This is a genomic window from Streptomyces sp. NPDC050738 (assembly GCF_040654175.1).
Taxonomy (GTDB): domain Bacteria; phylum Actinomycetota; class Actinomycetes; order Streptomycetales; family Streptomycetaceae; genus Streptomyces.
This window is the reverse complement of sequence record NZ_JBFAHN010000002.1, coordinates 619,901-637,885: the sequence shown is the minus strand read 5'-3', so window position 1 is coordinate 637,885 and position 17,985 is coordinate 619,901. Positions and strand designations below refer to the sequence as shown.

Sequence of the window (17,985 nt, the reverse complement as noted above, 5' to 3'; positions counted from 1 at the left end):
GGGTGACGGGGTGCGAGGAGCGTAAATTCGCCACGAACGTCACGTCAACAGTTTGTTGAAATGGAAGTGTGGTGTTCCGGGCGGCGGCGACGCCTGGGCGCGACAGGACAGGTGTCAGCGCCACCGCCGCCCGGAAATCTGGGGGAAGTTACGAGGGAGTCGTGCTCCCCTCGTAGCTTCAGACCTGCTGGCCCGACAGACGCTCGACCCCGCGCAGCAGCGCCGAGTGGTCCAGGCCGCCGTCGCCCTGGGCGCGCAGCGAGGCGACCAGCTGGGCGACGACTCCACCGACGGGCAGAGCCGCGCCGACGTTGCGGGCGGCGTCGGTGACGATGCCCATGTCCTTGTGGTGCAGGTCGATCCGGAAGCCGGGCTTGAAGTCCCGGTTCAGGAAGTTGTCCTTCTTGCGGGTCAGGACCGTCGAGCCGGCCAGACCGCCGTTGAGGACGTCCAGGGCGGCGGCGAGGTCGACACCCGACTTCTCCAGGAAGACGACGGCCTCGGCGCAGGCCTGGATGTTGACCGCGACGATCAGCTGGTTGGCGGCCTTCACCGTCTGGCCCGAGCCGTGCGGACCGCACAGGACGATGGTCTTGCCGAGCGCGTCGAGCAGCGGCTTCGCCTCGTCGAAGTCGGCCTTCTCGCCGCCGACCATGATGGAGAGCACGGCCTCGATCGCGCCGGCCTCGCCGCCCGAGACGGGGGCGTCCAGGACGCGGATCCCCTTGTCCTTGGCGGCCTTGGCCAGGTCCACCGAGGTCTGCGGGGTGATCGAGGACATGTCGATCAGCAGGGCGCCCTGGCGGGCGTTCTCCAGGATGCCGTCCTCGCCGTACGCGATGGCCTCGACGTGCGGCGACGCGGGCACCATCGTCACGATGACGTCGGCGTCCTTCACCGCTGCCGCGATCGAGGAGGCGGCGGAGCCGCCGGCGGCCGCGAGACGGTCCAGCTTGTCCTGCTCCAGCGTGAAGCCGGTGACGGAGTAGCCGGCCTTGATCAGGTTCTCGGCCATGGGGGAGCCCATGATGCCGAGGCCGACCCATGCGATCTTGGGGAGAGTGCTCATCGGAATGCCTCCGGGGTCCGGGGGTTTCCCCCGGGTAGATACAGCAACACGCAGGTAAATATGGTCAGTTGACCGAGAGCCAGTCGAAGGCCTCGGCGCTCGGGCGGTCGCCCGGCTTGTACTCCAGGCCGACCCAGCCCTCGTAACCCGCCTTGCCGAGCTGCTCCAGGAGGTCCTCGAGCGGCAGCGATCCGGTGCCCGGCGCGCCACGGCCCGGGTTGTCCGCGATCTGGACGTGGCCGGTCTTGTCGGCGTAGGTGTCGATGACGGCGGCGACATCCTCGCCGTTCATCGACAGGTGGTAGATGTCCAGCAGGAACTTGGCGTTGCCGAGTCCGCTGAGCTGGTTCACCTTGTCGATGACCTCGATCGCGGCCGGGGCGCTCACCAGCGGGTAGAGCGGCGACTCCGGCTTGTTGAGGGTCTCGACGAGCAGGATCGCGCCGACGCGGTCGGCCGCACGGGCCGCCAGCACCAGGTTCTCCAGGGCGAGTGCGTCCTGGACCGCCGGGTCCGTGCCCTCGACGCGGTTGCCGTAGAGCGCGTTGAGCGCCTTGCAGCCGACCGAGGCCGCGAAGTCCGCGGCGACGTCGATGTTGGCGCGGAAACGGTCCGACTCCTCGCCGGGTACGGAGAGGGCTCCGCGGTCCGGGCCGGGGAGCTTGCCCGCGTAGAAGTTCAGCCCCACGAGCTGGGTGCCGGCATCGTCGAGCGCCTTCTTGAGGGCGTCGAGCTCGGCCTGCCCGGGCGTGGGGGTCTCGATCCATGGCCACCACAGCTCGACCGCCGTGAAGCCCGCGGCGGCCGCGGCCGCCGGGCGCTCCAGGAGCGGGAGTTCCGTGAAGAGGATCGAAAGGTTCACATCGAAGCGCTGGTCCTTGAGGCCCATCGAATGCGCTCCTTCCGTATTGCGGAAGTTGTTTTCTGCCTGATGGAAGGTTGCCTTCAATCCGGCAGAGCTGTCAAGAGGGCCTCCCGGATTTCGTCGCCCGCGAGTTAAGTTGAGCGCGTGCGATTGAGAGTGGAGTTCACGACCGAGCCCTTCGACCTCGACGAGGCCCCCGCGCATGCGCTGGTCGCCCGTGAGGTCGTGGAGAGCGCCGCCCTGGACGCTGTGGACGTGGGGCCCTTCGGCAACACGGCCGAAGGCGGCGCGGACGCGGTGCTCACCGCGGTCGACGCGCTGCTGCGCAAGTCCCTGGCGGCCGGCGCCACGCGCGTCTCGCTGCAGGTCAACGTCATCGGCGAGAGCGACGGGGAGGGCCAGAAGTGACCGAGCCGGGAGAGCACCCCCTTCTCGCCGCGGTGAAGCCGCTGGTGGACGCCATGGGTGCCGAGATACTCGGGCCCGACCAGGCCGGGGCCGACGATGTCGTACTGGCGTGGGAGGGCGAGGACGTACTCGCCGTACGCCTGCCCCAGCTCTCGGACTCCCTCGATCACATTCTGGCGGCGATGGAACGCAGGCACGGAGTGCCGCTGTCCGAGCTGGACCGCCGGGCCAAGCAGTCGGTCGTACGCACGCTGGAGGCGCGCGGCGCCTTCTCCGTACGGCACGGGGTGGAAACGGTCGCGGGGGCACTGGGTGTCTCCCGCTTCACGGTCTACAACTACCTGAACCGCTCGGAGTGAACCAACAGGTAACTTCCTGTCCTCTTTGTAACGCGAAGTTTTCAACAAAGTGTTGACGCGGTGTTTCCGAGGGCGTTAGCTGTGCGCAGCCCGTCCAGCACCAAGGCCACGGAGGCTCCCGTGACTTCGACCAGTTCACCGGCACTTTCCCGGTTCAACACCCAGCAGGACAGTGCGGCCCTGGCCGCGCTCCACGAGGTGTGCGCCAGTTCGGCATGGGGGAGCAAACTGCTCGCCCAGCGTCCGTACGCCACCGCCGAAACCCTCTTCCTCGCCAGCGACGCCGCCATGGCCGAACTGACCGCCGAGGATCTGGCCGAAGCGATGGCAGGACACCCGCCGATCGGGCGGCCGAAGCCCGGAGACCCGACCTCCTCCCGCGAGCAGCGGGGGATGGCCGGGGCCTCGGAAGAGCTCAAAGTGGAGATGCTCGAGCTCAACCTGGCCTACCAGGACACGTTCGGACATGTCTTTCTGATCTGCGCCACCGGCGCGACCGGCGAGCAGATGCGCGACGCGATGAAGGCCCGGATCGGCAATACGCCCGAGCAGGAGCGCGAGATCGTGCGCACCGAGCTGGGCAAGATCAACCGCATCCGGCTGACCCGCCTCGTGGAGGAAGAGACCGCATGAGTACCGAGACCACCGCATCGGTGTCCACGCACATCCTGGACACCAGCATCGGCCGGCCCGCAGAGGGAGTGCCCGTCGAGCTGTCCGTACGGACGGGACTCGACGGTGCCTGGAGCGCCCACGGCGTCTCCAAGACCGATGCGGACGGGCGAGTGAAGGACCTGCCGGCGCTGCCGGAAGGAACCACCCACGTACGGCTCGACTTCCAGACCGAGCAGTACGCCTTTGAAAACCAGCACAGCAAGGACAAGCAAGCCGCCGAGGCACAGCAGGACGCCCCCCGCGTAAGGGACAGCGCTGCGTTCTTCCCGGAGGTGGCGATCACTTTCGCCGTCACCGCGGGCGAGCACTATCACGTACCGCTGCTGCTCAACCCGTTCGGCTACTCCGTATACCGAGGGAGCTAGCAGACATGCCCACGATTCTTGGACAGAACCAGTACGGCAAGGCGGAGAACCGCGTCGTCAAGATCACGCGGGACGGCGACACCCACCACATCAAGGACCTGAACGTCTCCGTCGCCCTCTCCGGCGACATGGACGACGTCCACTACTCCGGCTCCAACGCCAACGTCCTGCCGACCGACACCACCAAGAACACGGTGTTCGCGTTCGCCAAGGAGTTCGGCATCGAGTCCGCCGAGCAGTTCGGCATCCACCTCGCCCGCCACTTCGTGACGACGCAGGAGCCGATCAAGGTCGCGCGGATCCGGATCGAGGAGTACTCCTGGGAGCGCATCGCGACCTCGGACAACAACTCGAAGTTCATCGGCTCGGACCAGGTCAACCACTCCTTCGCCCGCAAGGGCCAGGAACTGCGCACCACGCAGATCACCTTCGACGGTGAGAAGTGGGAGATCATCTCGGGTCTGAAGGACCTGACGGTCATGAACTCCACCAACTCGGAGTTCTGGGGCTACGTCAAGGACAAGTACACGACGCTCAAGGAGGCGTACGACCGCATCCTGTGCACCGACGTCGCCGCCGCCTGGCGCTACAACTGGACCAGCGACGACGAGCGGATGCCCAACTGGGAGCGTTCGTACGAGCAGGCCAAGAAGCACATCCTGCAGGCCTTCGCCGAGACGTACTCCCTCTCGCTGCAGCAGACCCTGTACCAGATGGGTTCGCGCGTCATCAACAGCCGGAGCGAGATCGACGAGATCCGCTTCTCGCTGCCGAACAACCACCACTTCCTGGTGGACCTCGAGCCCTTCGGGCTGAAGAACGACAACGAGGTCTACTTCGCGGCGGACCGCCCGTACGGCCTGATCGAGGCCACCGTGCTGCGGGACGGAGTCGAGCCGCAGATCCCGGTCGACATGACCAACCTCTGACGCCGACCGCACGCGCTCCCCGCCGGCCCGAGCCGGCGGGGGGTGCGGCGGACCGGAGGGAACTCCCATGGCAACGACGCCAGTTCAACGGCCCTCAGACGGCCCATGTCCGGCCCCACCGGCCCACCCGGTGGACGAGAAACTCCCTGCCGCACGGCTGATCCCCGCCGCGCTGCAGCACATCGCCGCCATGTACGCCGGCGTCGTCACCCCTCCGCTCATCATCGGCCAGGCCGTCGGCCTGGACACCGCCGGGATGACCCGGCTGATCGCCGCCGGCCTGCTCATTGCCGGGCTCGCCACGCTCCTGCAGACCCTGGGCGTCGCGAAGTTCGCCGGAAACCGGCTGCCGTTCGTCAACGCCGCCTCCTCCGCCGGCATCGCCCCGATGCTCGCCATCGCCGAGAACACCGCGCCCGGACACCAACTCCCCGCCATCTACGGCGCGGTGATGGTCGCCGGAGTGTTCTGCCTCTGCGTCGGCCCCTTCTTCGGCCGGCTGCTGCGCTTCTTCCCGCCGCTGGTCACCGGCATCGTCATCACCCTCATCGGCGTCACGCTGATGCCCGTCCCGGTCTCCTGGGCGCAGGGCGGTGACAAGACCGCCGCCGACTTCGGCGCCATGAAGTATCTGGCGCTCGCCGCCTTCACCCTCGCCGTGATCCTGGTGATCCAGCGCTTCGGCAAGGGCTTCCTCAAGCAAGTCGCCCTCTTGATGGGCCTGTTGATCGGCACGCTGGCCGCGATCCCCTTCGGGATGGCCGACTTCGGTGCCATCACATCGGCGCCCGTCGCAGCCCTCCCCACCCCCTTCTCCTTCGGCGCCCCCGAGTTCCAGCCCGCCGCGATCCTCTCGCTCTGCATCGTGATGCTGGTGCTGATGACGGAGTCGTCGGCCGGGATGCTGGCCCTCGGCGAGATCTGCGACCGAGGCTGCGACGGACCCACCATCACCCGCGGCCTGCGCACGGACGGCATCGCGACCCTCATCGGGCCGATGTTCGGGGGCTTTCCCACCAGCGCCTTCGCGCAGAACGTCGGCGTCGTCTCGCTGACACGTGTCCGCAGCCGGTACGTCGTCGCAGCGGCGGGCGGCGCCCTGATCATCCTCGGCACCTTCCCGGTCCTCGGCGCGGTCGTCTCGATGGTGCCGATGCCGGTCCTCGGCGGCGCCGGGATCGTGCTCTTCGGGTCGATCGCGGTGAGCGGCATCCGTACCCTCTCCGAGGCCGGACTCGACGACAGCTCCAACATCATCCTGGTCGCGGTCGCACTCGGGGCGGGCATCATCCCGCTCGCCGCGCCCACCTTCTACGCACAATTTCCCGCCTGGGCGCAGACCGTCCTGGGCTCCGGCATCAGCGCCGGCGCACTGGTCGCGGTCCTGCTCAACCTGTTTTTCCACCATCTCGGCACCCGGAGCCACGCGGCTGCGGCACTCAAATCCTCCTAGGGTCCTGCCGTGCCCACATCGCATCCGAGAGAAGAAGGAAGCACCGCCATGGCAGCAACGGCAGCCGCGCGCATCGTCATCGAGAACGTCGCCATCGCGACCGTCGACGCCCAGGACACCGAGTACGCATCGGGCCATGTGGTCGTCGCCGGGAACCGCATCGAATCGGTCGGGGCGGGCAAGGCACCCGAGGGTCTTGAGAACGTCGTACGCCGCATCGACGGCACCGGCCACCTTGTCACCCCGGGCCTGGTCAACACCCATCACCACTTCTACCAGTGGATCACCCGCGGCCTGGCCACCGACCACAACCTCTTCAACTGGCTTGTGGCGCTGTACCCGACGTGGGCGCGCATCGACGAGAAGATGGCCCGCTCGGCCGCCCAGGGCTCCCTCGCCATGATGGCCCGCGGCGGTGTCACCACCGCGATGGACCACCACTACGTCTTCCCCAAGGGCTCCGGCGATCTCTCCTCCGCGATCATCGGCGCGGCCTCCGAGATGGGCGTACGGTTCACGCTCGCCCGCGGCTCCATGGACCGCAGCGAGAAGGACGGCGGCCTGCCGCCGGACTTCGCCGTGGAGACCCTCGAAGGCGCGCTCGCCGCCACCGAGGCGACCATCGACCAGCACCACGACGCCTCCTTCGACTCGATGACGCAGATCGCGGTCGCGCCGTGTTCGCCGTTCTCCGTGTCCACCGAACTCATGAAGCAGGGCGCCGAGTTGGCGCGCCGGCGCGGGGTCCGTCTGCACACGCACGGCTCCGAGACGGTCGAGGAGGAGCAGTTCTGCAAGGAGCTGTTCGGGATGGGCCCGACCGACTACTTCGAGTCGACGGGCTGGCTCGGCAACGACGTGTGGATGGCGCACTGCGTCCACATGAACGACTCCGACATCGCCGCCTTCGCCCGTACGGGAACGGGCGTCGCCCACTGCCCGTCCTCCAACGCACGCCTCGCCGCCGGCATCGCCCGCGTACCCGACATGCTGAAGTCCGGCGTCCCGGTCGGCCTCGGCGTCGACGGCACCGCCTCCAACGAGTCGGGCGAGCTGCACACCGAGCTGCGCAACGCGCTGCTCATCAACCGCCTCGGCGCCCACCGCGAGGCCGCCCTCAACGCCCGCCAGGCACTGCGCCTGGGGACGTACGGAGGCGCCCAAGTCCTCGGCCGGGCAGCCGAGATCGGCTCCCTGGAGCCGGGCAAGCTCGCCGACCTGGTGCTGTGGAAGCTGGACACCCTGGCCCACGCATCGATCGCCGACCCGGTGACCGCGCTCATCTTCGGCGCGGCGGCCCCGGTCACGCTCTCCCTCGTCAACGGCAAGACCGTCGTCGAGGACAACCACCTGACCACGGTGGACGAGGACGCCATCGCCCGCTCCACGCGGGACGAGGCGCAGCGCCTGGCGCGGATCGCCGCGCAGGCCTAGTCCTCCCCTGAGGTCCGGCCGGGGAGGACGGTCCCCGGCCGGTCGCCGCGCACCCGAGCGGGGTGCGCGGCAGCCGTTGCCGGGGAGCGCGTGCTTCAAGTGCACGCGCTCCCCGGGGCGGTGACGTACCTGCACTGACGAATAAATGCACCATTTTGCATGCCTTCGCACCACCTCCCAGACACCCGCGTCACTGCCGACGTGTAACCGACCGGAGGAACCGCCGTGGCCGCCAAGCCCAGGTTTCGTACAGATGCAGTCCTCACCACCACCTCCGACCACGAGAAGCATCCGGTCGACGAGACGCTTCCGCCCCTCAAGATGTTCACCAGCGGTCTGCAGCACGTGGCCGCGATGTACGCGGGCGTCGTCGCACCGCCCATGATCGTCGGCCCCATGGTGGGCCTCAGTGCGACCGAGACGGCCTTCCTCGTGGGGGCCAGTCTCTTCACCGCCGGCATAGCCACCCTGCTCCAGACGCTCGGATTCTGGAAGGTCGGCGCCCGGCTCCCGTTCGTCAACGGCGTCTCCTTCGCCGGCGTCACTCCGATGATCGCGATCGGCAAGGACCGGGGCCACGACGGGATAGCCGTCATCTTCGGCGCGATCATCGTGGCGAGCGTGCTCGGGTTCGTACTCGCCCCGTACTTCAGCAAGTTGCTCCGTTTCTTCCCGCCTGTCGTCACCGGCACGGTGATCACCCTGATCGGTGTCTCGCTGCTGCCGGTCGCCTTCCGGTGGGCCCAGGGGCCGGACGCGACTGCCTCCGACTACGGCTCGATGAAGAACATCGGCATGGCCGCGCTGACCTTTGTGATCGTGCTCGCGCTGCGCAAGCTGCTCACCGGCTTCCTCCAGCAGATCGCGATCCTGCTCGGCCTCGCGATCGGGACGCTCATCGCGATCCCGCTCGACATGACCAACTTCGACGCCATCAAGAACGCCGACGTGGTCGGCTTCCCGACGCCCTTCCACTTCGGGGCGCCGCAGTTCGAGATCCCCGCGATCGTCTCGATGTGCATCGTGATGCTCGTCTGTATGACCGAGTCGACCGCCGACATGCTGGCGCTCGGCAAGATCGTCGGACGGCCCGCGGACGAGCGGACCATCGAGGGCGGACTGCGTGCCGACACCCTGGGCAGTGCGCTGAGCCCGCTCTTCAACGGCTTCATGGCCAGCGCCTTCGCGCAGAACATCGGGCTCGTCGCGATGACGAAGGTGCGCAGCCGGTTCGTCGTCGCCACGGGCGGCGGGATCCTGATCCTCCTCGGGCTGTGTCCGATGGCGGCCTCGGTGATCGCCCTCGTACCGCTGCCGGTGCTCGGCGGGGCGGGCATCGTCCTCTTCGGGTCGGTGGCCGCGAGCGGCATCCAGACGCTGGCCGGTGCGGCCATGGAGAAGGGCGAGAACGCGCTGATCGTGGCCGCCGCCGTGGGCATCGGGCTCATCCCGATCGCGGCGCCCGACTTCTACCACGCCTTCCCGAAGAACATGCTGGTCGTGCTCGACTCGGGGATCTCCACCGGGTGCGTGGTGGCCATCGTCCTCAACCTGGCGTTCAACCACTTCGGAAAGCAGCCGGAGCCGGAGGAGTTGGAGCAGCAGGCGGTGGCGGAGGTCGCCGCCGTGCACTGATCTTCTCGTACGCGCACCATGACGCCCGTACCGGCTGCAGCCGGTACGGGCGTCATGGGCATGTCAGGCTAAAAGGTCCGACCGAAGGATCAGCCGATGTGGAAGGGGTCGCCGTAGACCTTCCAGTCGAGCGGCGGGTTCAGGGCGAGGTTCCCGGCCTTGAGGAACACCCGCTGCTCGGTGTCGACGCGGCTGGTGTCGCTGTGGGCCTCCTCCTGCTGCATCGCCCAGACACGGGCGTCGAGGAAGGCGTTGAGATACGTCGTCTCGTTGCCGCCCTGCGCCGGGGTCTTGGCCTTCGCGAGGGCGCGCTTGCGTATCGCGCTGAAGCCGGTGGAGTCGCCGCCGTCGCCGTGCATCACGATCGCGTCGTAGTACGCGAACTGCCCGAGTGTGCCGATCCCGTCGGCCTTGCCCTGCTTCACCGCCGGGTTGAAGTACACCCGGTCGCGCTCGTCGTTCTGCGCCGTCTGGAACTTGGTGTCCTTCGCCGCGGCCTTCCAGGCGCTGACGAAGCCCGAGCCGAGACCCGAGTGCGAGTCGGTGCCGTCGACCTTGCGCAGGGCGGGCAGGTACTTGGCGAGGGCGTTGCCCGGCACCCGGTCGGTGTACAGCTCGACCAGGTCCAGCATGTCTCCGGTGCCGGAACAGAAGCCGATGATGCCGGCGGTGTAGCCGCGGCCGTCGCCGATGTCCTCGATGTACTTGTACTGCGCCTTCCAGTCCAGTGAGGAGTTCTCCGCGCTGGAGACCAGCTTCATGGCGATCTCCTTCTTCGCCGGGTCGTCGAGCCCGGTGGCGGCTGCCACCTGCTGCGACTGCTGCGACTGCTGCGACTGCTGTGCGCCGGAGTGCGGGGTGGCGGCGTACGCGGTGACGGGCATGGCCACCAGGATGATGCCGAGCAGCGTGCGGGAGACGATCTTTGTACGGCGTGCCGTGGTGCGGCGGTGGGGGACGTTCACCAGACCTCCAGAGGAGTGTTCGTCGTACCGGTGTTCTGTTAGGAAGCTTTCCTATCAGGCAGCGGAGAGACTCGTACACCCCTTCGGTACAAGTGAGTTGAAAAAAGGGAAGGGCCGCTACCGGGGCGGGCGGAGCCAGGCGGTGGTGTCCGGCGGCAGGAGGCCGCCGGTCAACGGGGCGCTGACGTGCAGGAGTTCGTCATGGGCGGGCAGCGGGACCGGCCCGGCGGAGAGGTTGGTGACGCTGCGGACAGTGCCGCGGTCGAAGGCGAGGACGCCTTCCGGTGCGGGGAGCCAGCGGAACTCGTCAGGGTTCGGCGCGAGTTCGGACCTGCGGATGCGCAGGGATGCGGCGTAGAACGCCAGCATCGAATCCAGGTCGCCGCTCTGTGCCCGTACGCTCAGCGCCGCCCAGGCGGCCGGCTGCGGCAGCCACGGCGCGGCGGCGGTGGGGCTCTCGTCGCCCCACGGGATCGGCACCCGGCAGCCGTCCCGGCCCAGGTCCTCGCCCCCGGTGTGCAGGAAGGTCGGGTCCTGGCGCAGGGCGGCGGGGATGTCCTCGACCTCCCAGAGGCCGAGCTCGTCGCCCTGATAGACGTACACGCTGCCGGGCAGCGCCATGGTGAGCAGTGCGGCGGCGCGTGCCCGGCGCAGGCCCAGCTCCAGGTCGACGGGTGCGCCGTGGACGCGCAGACCGTCCAGGGCGTACGAGGTGTCGGTGCGGCCGTAGCGGGTGACATGCCGGGTGGTGTCGTGGTTGGAGAGCACCCAGGTGGCCGGGGCGCCGACCGGCGCGTGCGCGGCGAGGGTAGCGTCGATGACCGCGCGCAGTGCCGTCTCCTCCCAAGGGCTCTGCAGGAAGGCGAAGTTGAAGGCCGTGTGCAGTTCGTCCGGGCGCAGATAGCGGGCGAAGCGCCCGGGGTCCGCGGTCCATACCTCGCCGACGAAGACGCCCTCGCGCCGGTAGGAGTCGATGACCTTGCGCCAGCCGCGGTAGATCTCGTGGACGCCGTCCTGGTCGGACCAGGGGGACGGGGCCTGGGCGGTGACCTCGGGCAGTGCGGGGTCCTTGACCAGGTTGTCGGCGACGTCGATACGGAAGCCGTCCACGCCCCGGTCCAGCCAGAACCGCAGGACCGACTCGAACTCGGCCCGCACCTGCGGATGTTCCCAGTTGAAGTCCGGCTGCTCGGGTGCGAAGCGGTGCAGGTACCACGCGCCGGGTGTCCCGTCGGGCTCGGTCACCCGCCGCCAGGAGGGCCCGCCGAAGACGGACTGCCAGTCGTTGGGCGGCAGTTCGCCGCTCGCGCCCCGGCCCTCGCGGAACCAGAAGCGCTCGCGCGCCGCGGAGCCGGGGCCCGCGGCAAGGGCCTCCTGGAACCAGGGATGCCGGTCCGAGCAGTGGTTGGGCACGATGTCGATGATGACCCGCAGGCCCGCGGTGTGCGCCTCGTCGATCAGCGCCTCCGCCTCGGACAGGGTGCCGAAGAGGGGATCGATGTCGCGGTAGTCGGAGACGTCGTAGCCGCCGTCGGCCATGGGGGAGGGGTACCAGGGGCTGATCCAGACCGCGTCGACGCCCAGATCCCGCAGATGGGGCAGGCGTGCGCGGATGCCCGCGATGTCACCGGTCCCGTCGCCGTCCCCGTCGGCGAAGCTGCGCGGATAGACCTGGTAGATGGCTGCGGAACGCCACCACGGGCTGGTGTCGGCACGATGCATGCACCGAATCTAGGCAGGGACGGCGAAGCCCGTCAACGGGAATGCGATCGATACGATCTCATTCGCTCGCTCTTCGATCGATACGGCCAGGGCCCTAGAGTGACGGTCATGCGCCTTCATGTCGACCAGCGTCACGACCGGGTCCTCGAAATCGTCGAACAGCGCGGCAGCCTGCGGGTGGCCGAGCTGGCGAGCGAACTGGGGGTATCGCCCGTGACCTTGCGCAGGGACATCGAGATCCTGGCGCGGCAGGGAAGGGTGCGGCGGCTGCACGGCTCCGTGCTGTGGCCGGGGGAGTCCGGTGCGGCGCTCTCGCCCGCGTCCCCGGCCGTGCCGGTGCCGCGCGACGAGGGAATCGTGGTCGGCATGGTGGTGCCTTCGACCGACTACTACTTCGCCGACGTGGTCCGCGGAGCCCGCGAGACGGTCGAGGCGCGCGGTGGGCGCCTCACGATCGGGCTGCACCGCTATCTCTCCGGCGAGGACGCCGCCCAGAGCGCACGCCTGTTGGCCGCTGGCGTGGACGGGCTGCTGCTGACGCCGGACTGGGGCGGCGGCCAGGCCGTCGAGGGCGCGGGCGAGGGCGACTGGGCGGGTCTCCTGGAGGTGCCCGTGGTTCTGGTGGAGCGGCGTGCCGGGCCCGGCAGCCCGGCGGCCGCGCTGGACCTGGTCGCCACCGACCATGCGTTCGGAGCCGCCGAGGCGGTCAGGAAGCTTGCCGCGCTCGGCCACCGCAGGATCGCCCTGGCCGCGCAGGAGAGTCCCACCGCGGCGCAGTTGAGGACCGGCCACCGCGCGGCGATCGCCGCGCTCGGCCTCGACGAGGTGCCCGCATCGCCGCTGGACACCGCCCCTGCGGTCTCCGAGGCCGACCGGTTCGACCGGACGCTGGAGTATCTCTGCGACGCGGTGGGCCGGCACGGTGTGACCGCGGTGCTGGTGCACAGCGACGCGGACGCCGTGGTGCTGGTGCCGCGGCTGCAGGCCAGGGGCGTCAGGGTGCCCGAGGAGCTGGCGGTCGTCGCGTACGACGACGAGGTCGCCGACCTGGCCGGACTGCCGCTCACCGCGGTGGCCCCGCCGAAGCGGGCTGTGGGCTCCACGGCGGCCGGGCTGCTGCTCGACCGGATCGCCGAGCGGCGCCGAGGCGACCGTGTGCCGGCGCCGCGCCGCCACGTCGAACTCCTCCCGGAACTGCGGGTCCGTGCATCGTCCGGCAACCCGGTGTCCTTCTGAGCGTTTCTGATCGTTTGCCCGAACGCTCTTGACGGTGATCGTTCTTGGTCGAAAGATGGCCGGAGTTCGTCTCTGAAAGGACCTCACTGTCATGGCTTCTGGCGTACGCGACCGTGCCCGCCGTGTTCTGGTCGTCGGTATCGACGGCGTACGTCTCGACACCCTGCGCACCGTGGACACCCCGCATCTGGACTCCGTCGCCGCGGCCGGATTTCTCGCACCGGTGGAGATCCGCCCCGGGACGCCCACCATGTCGGGTCCCTGCTGGGCGACGATCGTCACGGGGGTGGGCGTCGAGAAGCACGCCGTCTGGAGCAACGACTTCAGCGGCAACCGCCTCACGGTCTTCCCCGACTTCACCACCCGCCTCTCCCGGGGCGACGGCCGCCGCACCTATGTCGCCGCGGCCTGGGAGCCGCTGGTGACGGTCGCCCACGGCGGCCCGCTCTTCCGTGAACCGAGCCGGCTCAGCCATGTCGCCCCGGCCGCCGAGACGTGCGAGGACTGGGAGGCGGTCGACGAACAGATGACGGTGGACGCCGTCCGCGTGCTCGCCGAGGAGGACCCCGAGGCCTCGTTCGTCTATCTCGGCGCGACCGACGAGACCGCCCACATCCTGGGCTGCGTACCGGAGTACGCGGACTCCATAGCCCGCGCCGACGAGCGGCTCGGCCGGCTGCTCGCCGCGGTGCGCGGCCGGGCGACGTACACCGAAGAGGCCTGGACGGTCATCGTCGTCACCGACCACGGACACCGCGACGAGGGCGGCCACGGCGGCCGGTCCGAGCAGGAACGCACCGCCTGGATCGCCTGCTCGGGACCCGACATCCCGGCCGGGGCCACCGTGCGCACCCTCCACCACGAGGACGTGGCGGCCCAGGTGTTCGCCGCACTCGGCCGCCCCGCCGACTCGCACTGGACCCTGGACGGGCGGCCGTTCACGGTCGTTCCGCAGGCTGTCCTCTTCGACATGGACGGCACGCTCGTCGACACCGAGTCGCTGTGGTGGACGACGGCCGAGGAGGTCGCGGCGGGGCTCGGCCATCGGCTCGCCGACGCCGACGTCCCCGAGGTCGTCGGCCGCGCCGTCGAGGACACCGCCGCCCACCTCTTCCGCGCCTCGGACGCCGCCCGCCCGCTGGCGGAGATCGCCGCGGACCTGGACGCGCGCTTCCTGGCGGCGGTCGAGGCCGACACGGTCCTGCTGCCCGGAGCGCGCCAACTTCTCGACTGCCTCAACGACTTGGGCATCCCGACCGCCCTGGTGTCGGCCTCGCCGCGCCCCGTGGTCGACGCGGTGCTGAAGGTGCTGGGTGCCGAGTCCTTCCGTACGACCGTCGCCGCCGGCGAGACCCCGGCCACCAAGCCCGCCCCCGACCCCTATCTCGCCGCGGCCCGCGCCCTGGGCGTGGACCCGGCCGGCTGCCTGGTGGTGGAGGACAGCCCGGCCGGCATCGCGGCGGGCGAAGCGGCGGGGTGCCGGGTCGCGGCCGTGCCGTCCTTCGTGCCGGTCCAGGCGGCACCGGGGCGGCGGGTGCTCACCGGACTCGGCGAGCTCCTGCGCGACTTCCAGTAGCCGTACGGCCAAGGGGGCGGCCCGGACCGATCGTCGGTCCGGGCCGATCGTCGGTCCGGGCCGCCCCCTTGGCGTACCGCAGGATCAGCGGAGCCTGACCTTCACCGTCTGGGTGGCGCCGCGCAGGCCGCTCAGATCGCCGAACGTGAGCGTGAGCTCGCGCCCCGCCTCGGCCGCTGTGACCGAAGGGGCCTTGGAGACGACGGACGTGACCCGGCGGCGCCAGGTCAGCGTCAGCCCGTCCTTGGCGACGCGCGAGGGGTCGGCGACGGTGATCGTCGCCGTACCGTCGTGCTTCTCGCGGATCTGCACGCTCACCGGTGCGCTCGCCGTGACCGCGCCCGCCGTGCCCGCCTCCCAGAAGTTGATCCCGGTGAAGCCGCGCGAGGGGACCCGTACGGCCTGCTGCTGCGGGGTGTTGGCGGTGATCTCCAGCCAGTGGGTGTCCAGTGCGCGGGCCGCCGTGCGCAGCGCGCTCGCCCCGGGCATCAGGATGTACGCGTACCCGGCGTCCTTCGGGTCGGTGCCGTGGTCCTGCCAGAGCGTCGCGTAACGGCGGGTGACCGGGGCGGTGGTGCCGCTGGCGCCGTTGATGTCCTTCCAGGTGCCGGTGCGCTCCTCGCGCAGCGCGTTCAGCGCCGTACCGCCCGGGAAGACGTACCCGGCGTGGCCCGACAGATGGGCCCACCGGGTGCGGCGGCCGGTCACCGACCAGCCCTGCGTGGAGGGTTGGGGCCTGCCGTCGAGGAGCAGGGCGGGGGCGCCGGATCCGCCCAGGTTGCGGTTGTCGAAGGTGGTCTGGACGGTGGCGCCGTCCGCCGAGGTGATGCCCGCGCCCAGGCAGACCACCGAGTCGTCCAGCCAGAACCATGACTTTTTGGCGTGCATGGTGGAGGAGAGGCCCTGCAGGAGCTGGCCCGTCGTGCCGTACTCGCCGTCGCCCGTGCCTCCCACCCAGGCGGAGTCGGTACGGGGGTTGGCCCAGGCGCCGCCCTCGCCGTCGGCGAGCTTCTTCGTGGAGACGGTGGTGCCCGGCAGCCGGTAGGGATCGGCCGTCGGCCAGTACGCGTCCGAGTACTGCCCGAGACCGGCGTCGGACCCCCACCACTGGAGCCAGCCCGAACCGCTGTGCCAGCCGCGGTAGTTCTCCAGATTGCCGAACTCGTAGTGCGCGATGCGGTTCGAGGCCAGGGAGAGACCGGCGCCCCAGTCGCGGCGGCGGTGGGTGACACGGTCCATGTTGTGGAAGACGCGGTGTTCCACGGGCTCGGGCGCCGCCGTGACGGTGGTGTCGTCGAGGAGCGTCTGAAGCCGCGAGAGGTTGACCAGGCTCAGGCCGGGATTCTTGAGGGCGGGACCGTAATAGTCGCGCTGCAGCCAGCCCTTGACCATGGCGCGCCAGCGCGCGTTCTCCTCGGCGCTCGCGCCCTGGCCGAGCAGCACGATGGAGCCCATGACGCCGTGGGCGCGGATGTGGTCGTCGGTGCCGATACGGGTGATGCCGCGGCCCGAGACGTTGTCCATCATCAGGCCGTTGTAGACGAACGGGGCGATGGCCGCCTCGATCGTGTCGAGGAACTGCTGGCTGCCCGCGTCGGTCACCTCCCAGCTCGATCCGCGCAGCAGCGCGAAGAGGCGGCCGAGGCCGTCGTTGAGCACGGCGCCGTAGCCGCCGATGTAGGGGATCGAGGTGTGCTGGACGAACGAGCCGTCGTCGTAGAAGCCGTCCCCGGTGGTGACGTAGGGGAAGACCGGCGAGAGCGCGTCGCGGGCGACCTTGATCTTGTCGCCGTTCTTGCCGACGACGCCGCGCAGGATCATGCCGCGGCACAGGTCGACGCGGTTGGCACCGGTGCTGGTGCCGGTGTACTTGGCGAGGAGCGACTCGGGGAGGAACTTGTCCACGGCGGCGACGTAGCTCGCGATCTGCGCCTCGGACAGCTCGTCGTAGAGGAGGACGGATATGTCCATCAGGGCCTGCGGGGAGCCGATCTGGAAGTTCCACCAGTTCCCGTACGAGGCCTTGTTCTCGTTGAAGACATCGGCGTGCAGATGGTCCAGGCCGGTCAGGATGGTGTCCTTGAGGGCGGCGTCGCCGGTCAGCCCCGTGCCGGGCTGGGAGTAGGCCTCGGCCATCGTCCGCAACCGGTTGTAACTGGTGTTCATCTTCTCGGAGAAGGCGACGGACTCGGTGTCGGTGTCCGGTTCGGGGTCCAGATAGACGAGGTCGGGCCAGAGCGAGCCCGTCGCCGGCGCCATGGCCGTACGGAACCCGGCCGCCTGCGTGCCGAGGGCGGCCAGCTTGGTCTTGAACGGCTCGGCGGTGGGACTGAACCCCGTGCCGAGGTAGAGCTCCCGCCACTTGGCACGTAGTGTCGCGAACTCGTCGGCTTCGGCGGCCTGTTGGGCTGTGGAACCGGCGGCGAGAGCGGGGGTCACGGGCAGGCCGAAGGCGCCAACCGCGAGAGCTGTGCTGCCGGTTGCGGCGATGAAGCCACGGCGGGACCAGGGAGGCGTCATGGGATCTCCGGGAGCCAGGTGAAGGGGAAGTCACTCGTGGGCAAGCGCTTTCTAACACGTTCGCGCTCAAACGCTCAACGGTTGGAACGAAATTGATCGAACGATCATTTGAGGGGGATGTTCGTCATGAATGAATCAGGGAGGCTGGAGGCCTTCAGCGATGGGGTGTTCGCCATCGCGACCACGCTGCTCATCCTGGAGATCAAGGTTCCGGAGCATGCCGGGGACGGTCTCTGGTCGGCGCTGGGGGACCAGTGGCCCTCGTATGCCGCCTATGTCGTCAGTTTCCTGGTCATCGGCATCATGTGGCTGAACCACCACCAGATCTTCCGCTTCGTGGTGAGGGTCGACCGCACGCTGATGTTCCTCAATCTGCTGCTGCTGATGACCGTCGCCGCACTGCCCTGGCCCGCCGCGCTGATGGCCGAGTATCTGCGCGACAGCAGTGGCTCGCATGCGGCGGCGGCCGTCTACAGCGGGCTGATGGTGGTGATGGCGGTCAACTACCACCTCCTGTGGTGGCACCTCACCCGTACCGGCCACCTCTTCGACGACCGGGTGGACACGGTGGCGGCGCGAGCGACCATCCGCCGTTTCGCCCTCGGCGGCCTGGTCTATCCGGCCACCGTCGGCCTGTCCTTCGTCTCCGCTCCGCTCACGCTCGCGGTGCACGGGCTGCTCGCGGTCTACTACGGCTTCAACCAGCTGCCCGTACCGACGAAGCCCGTCGAAGGGGCGGCGGGAGCAGTGCCGGAAGCCCTGTAGCGTCGACGG

16 protein-coding genes are annotated in these 17,985 nt (G+C 69.4%); 11 read left to right on the top strand and 5 right to left on the bottom strand.

What is annotated here, in order from left to right; translation table 11 throughout:
- Window positions 1-178: 178 nt before the first annotated feature.
- The gene (locus tag AB0H78_RS07145; RefSeq protein WP_363233247.1) at window positions 179-1,069 is read right to left on the bottom strand and encodes a 2-hydroxy-3-oxopropionate reductase; all 891 of its coding nucleotides are present in this window, start codon (window positions 1,067-1,069) and stop codon (window positions 179-181) included.
- A gap of 64 nt (window positions 1,070-1,133) precedes the next feature.
- Window positions 1,134-1,958 (bottom strand): TIM barrel protein, encoded by an 825-nt coding sequence (locus AB0H78_RS07140; protein WP_363233246.1) that lies wholly within the window; start codon window positions 1,956-1,958, stop codon window positions 1,134-1,136.
- 120 nt (window positions 1,959-2,078) lie between these two features.
- Between AB0H78_RS07140 and AB0H78_RS07135 the strand changes: the two genes are divergently transcribed.
- From AB0H78_RS07135 to AB0H78_RS07100, 8 genes are all read left to right on the top strand, one after another.
- The gene (locus AB0H78_RS07135) at window positions 2,079-2,342 is read left to right on the top strand and encodes a hypothetical protein (RefSeq protein WP_363233245.1); all 264 of its coding nucleotides are present in this window, start codon (window positions 2,079-2,081) and stop codon (window positions 2,340-2,342) included.
- Window positions 2,339-2,701, top strand: coding sequence for a helix-turn-helix domain-containing protein (locus AB0H78_RS07130; protein WP_363233244.1), 363 nt, complete (start codon window positions 2,339-2,341; stop codon window positions 2,699-2,701). The genes AB0H78_RS07135 and AB0H78_RS07130 overlap by 4 nt, the downstream gene beginning before the upstream one ends.
- A 120-nt stretch (window positions 2,702-2,821) precedes the next feature.
- Complete coding sequence (uraD, locus tag AB0H78_RS07125) at window positions 2,822-3,334, top strand: 2-oxo-4-hydroxy-4-carboxy-5-ureidoimidazoline decarboxylase (RefSeq protein WP_363233243.1); 513 nt, start codon at window positions 2,822-2,824, stop codon at window positions 3,332-3,334.
- Window positions 3,331-3,741, top strand: a complete 411-nt coding sequence (gene uraH / locus AB0H78_RS07120; protein WP_363233242.1) for a hydroxyisourate hydrolase — start codon at window positions 3,331-3,333, stop codon at window positions 3,739-3,741. The genes uraD and uraH overlap by 4 nt, the downstream gene beginning before the upstream one ends.
- 5 nt (window positions 3,742-3,746) lie before the next feature.
- A complete protein-coding gene (pucL, locus tag AB0H78_RS07115) occupies window positions 3,747-4,670 on the top strand; it encodes a factor-independent urate hydroxylase (RefSeq protein WP_363233241.1) in 924 nt (307 codons plus the stop codon).
- A gap of 67 nt (window positions 4,671-4,737) precedes the next feature.
- Window positions 4,738-6,123 carry a nucleobase:cation symporter-2 family protein gene (locus AB0H78_RS07110; RefSeq protein ID WP_363233240.1) on the top strand — a complete coding sequence of 462 codons (1,386 nt, stop codon included), beginning with the start codon at window positions 4,738-4,740 and terminating at the stop codon, window positions 6,121-6,123.
- 48 nt (window positions 6,124-6,171) lie between these two features.
- Window positions 6,172-7,557: an 8-oxoguanine deaminase gene (locus AB0H78_RS07105; RefSeq protein WP_363233239.1), complete on the top strand. Its 1,386-nt coding sequence runs from the start codon at window positions 6,172-6,174 to the stop codon at window positions 7,555-7,557.
- Window positions 7,558-7,782: 225 nt separating this feature from the next.
- A complete protein-coding gene (locus AB0H78_RS07100; protein WP_363233238.1) occupies window positions 7,783-9,192 on the top strand; it encodes a nucleobase:cation symporter-2 family protein in 1,410 nt (469 codons plus the stop codon).
- 89 nt (window positions 9,193-9,281) lie between these two features.
- Here the strand turns inward: AB0H78_RS07100 and AB0H78_RS07095 are convergent, their stop codons facing one another.
- Complete coding sequence (locus AB0H78_RS07095) at window positions 9,282-10,157, bottom strand: chitosanase (RefSeq protein ID WP_363233237.1); 876 nt, start codon at window positions 10,155-10,157, stop codon at window positions 9,282-9,284.
- A gap of 117 nt (window positions 10,158-10,274) precedes the next feature.
- On the bottom strand, window positions 10,275-11,879 hold the full coding sequence (locus AB0H78_RS07090) for a glycoside hydrolase family 13 protein (RefSeq protein WP_363233236.1): 1,605 nt from the start codon (window positions 11,877-11,879) through the stop codon (window positions 10,275-10,277).
- 108 nt (window positions 11,880-11,987) lie between these two features.
- Here AB0H78_RS07090 and AB0H78_RS07085 point away from each other — a divergent pair, with 108 nt between their 5' ends.
- Window positions 11,988-13,115, top strand: coding sequence for a substrate-binding domain-containing protein (locus AB0H78_RS07085; RefSeq protein ID WP_363233235.1), 1,128 nt, complete (start codon window positions 11,988-11,990; stop codon window positions 13,113-13,115).
- Between the two features lie 91 nt (window positions 13,116-13,206).
- On the top strand, window positions 13,207-14,691 hold the full coding sequence (locus AB0H78_RS07080; RefSeq protein ID WP_363233234.1) for an HAD-IA family hydrolase: 1,485 nt from the start codon (window positions 13,207-13,209) through the stop codon (window positions 14,689-14,691).
- Between the two features lie 84 nt (window positions 14,692-14,775).
- Here AB0H78_RS07080 and AB0H78_RS07075 read toward each other — a convergent pair whose 3' ends face one another.
- Window positions 14,776-17,211: a polysaccharide lyase 8 family protein gene (locus tag AB0H78_RS07075; RefSeq protein ID WP_363233233.1), complete on the bottom strand. Its 2,436-nt coding sequence runs from the start codon at window positions 17,209-17,211 to the stop codon at window positions 14,776-14,778.
- A 126-nt stretch (window positions 17,212-17,337) separates the two neighbouring features.
- Here AB0H78_RS07075 and AB0H78_RS07070 point away from each other — a divergent pair, with 126 nt between their 5' ends.
- Window positions 17,338-17,976 (top strand): TMEM175 family protein, encoded by a 639-nt coding sequence (locus AB0H78_RS07070; protein ID WP_363233232.1) that lies wholly within the window; start codon window positions 17,338-17,340, stop codon window positions 17,974-17,976.
- Window positions 17,977-17,985 lie beyond the last annotated feature (9 nt).